This window comes from Mesorhizobium sp. M7A.F.Ca.MR.362.00.0.0 (assembly GCF_004023175.1).
Taxonomy (GTDB): domain Bacteria; phylum Pseudomonadota; class Alphaproteobacteria; order Rhizobiales; family Rhizobiaceae; genus Mesorhizobium.
The window spans coordinates 1,731-6,561 of the sequence record NZ_RZTF01000217.1; the positions used below are offsets into that span (position 1 = coordinate 1,731).

Annotated in this window: 6 protein-coding genes and 1 pseudogene; 6 read left to right on the forward strand and 1 reads right to left on the reverse strand. The window is 60.6% G+C overall.

Annotation, left to right across the window (positions count from 1 at the left end; translation table 11 throughout):
- The 6 genes and pseudogenes from EOC06_RS43300 to EOC06_RS23350 all read left to right on the forward strand — a co-directional run.
- Positions 1-715, forward strand: a pseudogene (locus tag EOC06_RS43300) (branched-chain amino acid ABC transporter substrate-binding protein); the annotation flags it as partial.
- Between the two features lie 21 nt (positions 716-736).
- Positions 737-1,708, forward strand: a complete 972-nt coding sequence (locus tag EOC06_RS23330; protein ID WP_128308894.1) for a YVTN family beta-propeller repeat protein — start codon at positions 737-739, stop codon at positions 1,706-1,708.
- A 29-nt stretch (positions 1,709-1,737) separates the two neighbouring features.
- Complete coding sequence (locus EOC06_RS23335) at positions 1,738-2,181, forward strand: hypothetical protein (protein WP_127269840.1); 444 nt, start codon at positions 1,738-1,740, stop codon at positions 2,179-2,181.
- Positions 2,182-2,237: 56 nt separating this feature from the next.
- A complete protein-coding gene (locus tag EOC06_RS23340) occupies positions 2,238-3,026 on the forward strand; it encodes an ATP-binding cassette domain-containing protein (protein WP_128308895.1) in 789 nt (262 codons plus the stop codon).
- 35 nt (positions 3,027-3,061) lie between these two features.
- Positions 3,062-3,898 carry an ABC transporter permease gene (locus EOC06_RS23345; protein ID WP_050580490.1) on the forward strand — a complete coding sequence of 279 codons (837 nt, stop codon included), beginning with the start codon at positions 3,062-3,064 and terminating at the stop codon, positions 3,896-3,898.
- A gap of 53 nt (positions 3,899-3,951) precedes the next feature.
- Entirely contained in the window at positions 3,952-4,527 is a 576-nt protein-coding gene (locus EOC06_RS23350; protein WP_245469955.1) for a hypothetical protein, read from the forward strand.
- A 16-nt stretch (positions 4,528-4,543) separates the two neighbouring features.
- Here EOC06_RS23350 and EOC06_RS23355 read toward each other — a convergent pair whose 3' ends face one another.
- Positions 4,544-4,744: a hypothetical protein gene (locus EOC06_RS23355; protein WP_127269848.1), complete on the reverse strand. Its 201-nt coding sequence runs from the start codon at positions 4,742-4,744 to the stop codon at positions 4,544-4,546.
- Between the last annotated feature and the right edge of the window lie 87 nt (positions 4,745-4,831).

Genomic DNA, 4,831 nt, shown 5'->3' on the forward strand with positions numbered 1-4,831 from the left:
GGCGCAGTATCTCATGGTGAAGAAGTGGCCGAATTGGGTGCTGCTGTATGGATCGCATGAGCAGGATCGTCTCTACGCCGATGCGTTGCGCCGCGCGGCAACCCGCTTCGGCGGCCAGATCGTCGCCGAGAAGGAATTCAAGGATACCGGCACAGCCAGGCGCACCGACACCGGCGCCACGCAGATACAGCAGCAGATTTCCGTGTTCACGCAAGATCTCCCGGAGCATGACGTGGTGCTTGTCGCGGACGAAAGCGAGGTTTTCGGGACCTACGTGCCCTATCGCACCTGGACGCCGCGGCTGGTCGCCGGCACGGCCGGTCTGGTTGCATCGTCATGGCATCCCGCCAGCGAACAATGGGGCGGCATCCAGATGCAGAGCCGCTTCTTGAAGACGGCGAGCCGGCGGATGCTTTCAAAGGACATGTCGGCCTGGACGGCGGTGCGTGCCGTCGGCGAGGCCACCACGCGCACCAAGGGCGACGATGCGAAAAAGATCAGCGACTACATGCGCTCGGACGATTTTTCGGTTGCTGCTTTCAAGGGGCAGAAGCTGACCTTCCGCAAATGGAACCTCCAGCTTCGCCAGCCGATCTTGCTTGGCGATACCAAGTCCGTCGTCTCGACATCGCCACAAGAGGGCTATCTTCACCAAGTCTCCGAACTCGACACGCTCGGTGTCGATCAGCCGGAAACGAAATGCGCTCTCAAGTAGAGTCAATCGGGAGGAATTTGCGTGCAGAAACGAGCTTGCGCATTCGCCATTCTCGCGGCCGGCCTGACGGCCAGTCCGGCATCGGCCTATACGGCCTACGTTTCCAACGAGAAGGACAACACGATGACCGTCGTCGACACGGCGACGATGCAGGTGGTGAAGACAGTTGAAGTCGGCCAGAGACCTCGCGGCATCACCATCTCGCATGACGGCAAGTTCGTCTACCTATGCGCCAGCGATGACGATACGGTCCAGATCATCGATACCGCGACGCTTGAAATCGTCGGTACGCTGCCATCCGGCCCCGATCCCGAATTGTTCGTGCTCTCGCCGGACGGCAAGACGCTTTATGTCGCCAATGAGGACGATAATCTCGTCACCGCCATCGACGTCGAAAGCAAGCAGGTCCTGGCCGAGATTCCGGTCGGCGTGGAACCGGAAGGCATGGGTGTCAGCCCCGATGGCAAGACCATGGTCAACACCTCGGAAACCACCAGCATGGCGCATTTCATCGACACCAGCACGCATGAGGTGACCGACAACGTGCTGGTCGACACGCGCCCGCGCTTCGCCGACTTCAAGCCCGACGGCTCGCAGGTCTGGGTCAGCGCCGAGGTCGGTGGCACTGTCAGCGTCATCGACAACGCCAAACGCGAAGTGGTGAAGAAGATCCAGTTCGCGATTCAGGGACTGCGGGCCGAAACCATCCAGCCGGTAGGCATCGCCATCACCGCCGATGGCAGGAAAGCCTATGTCGCGCTCGGCCCGGCGAACCATGTCGCGGTGATCAATACCGACACCTACGAGGTGGAGAAATACATCCTCGTCGGCCAGCGTGTCTGGCATCTGGCCTTCACGCCCGACCAGAAAACGCTGATCACCACGAATGGCAATTCCAACGATATCACCTTCATCGACACGGCCACCGACGAGCCGGTCCAATCGCTCACCGTGGGCCAGCAGCCCTGGGGTGTGGTCATTTCGCCCAAATAGCAGACATTGATCATCGGGAGGCTCAAGACATGAAACTTTTCCGCAGGTTTTTCTTCGCCGCGCTCGCCGGATTCGTCCTTGCTCCGACCGGAGCAAGCGCCGACGACGCAACACCAAAACCGTCGCGTGCCAGCAAGAACCTGCCGGAACTGATTATTGGTTCGGCCGATTCCACTTACGCCGTCAATCAGAAGGATTTCGAGCTGATCGCCGGCCAGGGCTATCGCTGGAAGATCACCTCCAAGGGCGGTTTCGAATACAAGTTCGTCACCGACCTCTTCCGCAATGTCTGGATGGACCAGATCGTCATCAACGATTTGGAAGTGCATATGGACGGCGGACCAGCCTGGCTGGAATTCGACGACGCGGGAACGATCCAGGTGCAGTTCCATACCGTTCGCCCGGGCGAATATACCTGGTCGGTTCCCGACCTTGCCGACAAGGGACTGAAGGGCAAGATTACGATCAAGTGAGACAAAAGGCGATCAAGGCGCCAGATAGCCAACGCGTCCTGAAGGAGCGGCCCGGCATGCAGCATATGAGGACAAGCGGTCCGGGAGAAGAGGTGGCGGCGCTCGATGTCGGTGCCGTCAGCCATTCCTATGGCCAGAAGCGGGCGCTCAACGACGTCTCCTTCTCGATCGCGCCGGCGACTTTCACCGTTCTGCTCGGCCTCAACGGGGCCGGCAAGACAACGCTGTTCTCACTGATAAGCCACCTCTACGACACGCGTCACGGATCGATCCGCATCTTCGGCCATGACATTCGCCGCGCATCCGGCGAAGCACTCAGACGCGTCGGCATCGTGTTCCAGGCACGCACGCTCGACCTCGACCTCAGCGTCTACCAGAATCTCTCATACCACGCCTCGCTGCATGGCATTGGCGGACGCGACGCTCGCCAGCGCATTGCCGCGCTGCTTGAAACGGTCGACATGCAGGGCCGCCAGCATGACAAGGCACGCAGCCTCTCCGGCGGTCAGATGCGGCGCATCGAAATCGCCCGGGCGCTGTTGCACCGCCCTTCCCTGCTCCTGCTTGACGAGGCGACCGTAGGCCTCGACATTGAGTCTCGCGCGGGCATCCTCGCCACCATCCGCAAGCTCGTCCAAGCCGAGGGCATCGGCGTGCTCTGGGCCACGCATCTGATCGACGAAGTCGAAGACGCCGACCATGTCGTCATACTGCGGCGGGGTGATCTGGTCGCGAGCGGCAAGGTGTCGGATGTGATCCGTGCGAACGGTGGAAGTTCGATGCGCGAAACCTTTTCGAAGCTCAGCCGCGTCGATGCGGCGGGCATGGCGGAGACGTCGCCATGAGCGCTCCTGCGATGCCTGGAAAGCTCGCCGGCATCATGCCAGTGCGGTCTGAGCCATTCGGCCTGCGCCACTATCTCATTTGCCTGAAAGGCGTCGTCCTGCGCGAGTGCCTGCGCTTCCTGCACCAGCGCGAACGCTTCATTTCCTCGCTGGTCCGGCCGCTCGTCTGGCTGTTCATCTTCGCCGCCGGCTTTCGCCAGGTGCTCGGCGTGTCGATCATCCCACCCTACAAGACCTATGTGCTCTACGAGGTCTATATCACGCCGGGCCTTTGCGGCATGATCCTGCTGTTTTCCGGCATGCAGTCTTCGCTGTCGATGGTCTACGACCGCGAGATGGGCAATATGCGCATCCTGCTGGTCAGCCCGTTTCCGCGCTGGTTCCTGCTGGTGTCGAAGATGCTCGCCGGCGTGGCCGTATCGATCGTGCAGGTCTACGCGTTCCTGATCGTTGCCTGGTTGTGGGGCGTCAAAGCGCCGCCACTCGGCTACCTCTATGTGCTGCCGGCGCTGTTCCTGTCGGGCATGATGCTTTGCGCTCTCGGCATGCTCTTGTCTTCGCTGATCAAGCAGCTCGAAAACTTCGCCGGCATCATGAACTTCGTCATCTTTCCCGGCTATTTCGCGTCTCCGGCGCTGTATCCCTTGTGGCGCATCCAGGAGGCGAGCCCGCTGCTCTACAAAATCTGCCTCTGCAACCCGTTCACCTATGCCGTCGAACTGATCCGCTTTGCTTTCTACGGGCAGATCGAGTGGCTGTCGCTGGGCGTCGTGGCCGGCTGCACGCTGCTGTTTCTGGGCGGCGCCATCATCGCATACGACCCTTCGCGCGGTTTGGTGATCCGCAAGCAGGACATGGGAGGAAACGCCTGATGGCGCGAATGAGACTTGTTCACACTCTCGTTGTGGTCGCCACGCTTGGCTCGATGGGAGGCACCGGCGCGGCAAACACCGATCCCGACTGGCCCTGCATACAGCGTAAGGTGCCACGGCTCTCGCTTGGCCAGATCTGGAATGGGCCGGAGCTTCCTGCGACCGCGAAAGATTGGGCGAAGGATGCCCGTGTGTCGGCGCTTGTCGAGGCGGTGGCGGCCCGGCGGACGCCGATTGCCGAAGCCCAAAAAGAGATCAAGGATTTCGCGACTTCCCTGCCGCCCGAGCAGGTCGCACCAAAAATGACGATGCTGGTGCAAGGAATGTTCGACCATATGGACGCCGAGCGCTCGCACGTGATCTCCGGCATCTCCCGCTATGCGCACAAACAGCTCGAAATGGCGGCACAGTTGCGCAAGGAAGCATCCGAAGTCGACGCGCTGCGCGCCAAGGCCGATGCGGATCCGGACGAAGTCGAACGGCGAACCGACCAGCTGAATTTCGCGACGCGAATTTTCACCGAACGGGTCCAGTCGCTGACTTATGTCTGCGATGTGCCCACGATAATCGAGCAGCGGCTTTACCAGTTGTCGAAGACCGTCTCGGAAACGCTCGTCGTGAACAAATAGAGCTTGGCTGCCTGTCTCATGACTCCCTGCCAGGCAGCACACGCCAACGCTGCACGAAATAACCGGGATGTGTTTCGATCCACCGAGCCACCAGCGGCTGCGCCTGCATGAAGGCAGTCCCGGGATTCATCGCCAGACCGTCCACCATTTGTTCGCGTTGTTCGCAGGTCCGCGGTATATCCGTCAGGCAGACCATCATAACGAGTGTGTAAAGCATTACCCCTTTTCCCCATCGAATTCCCGAACCCTACCCGGGAGATTTCCGAACAGTCTGCAGGGGTTGCACATACAGATCGCTGACGGG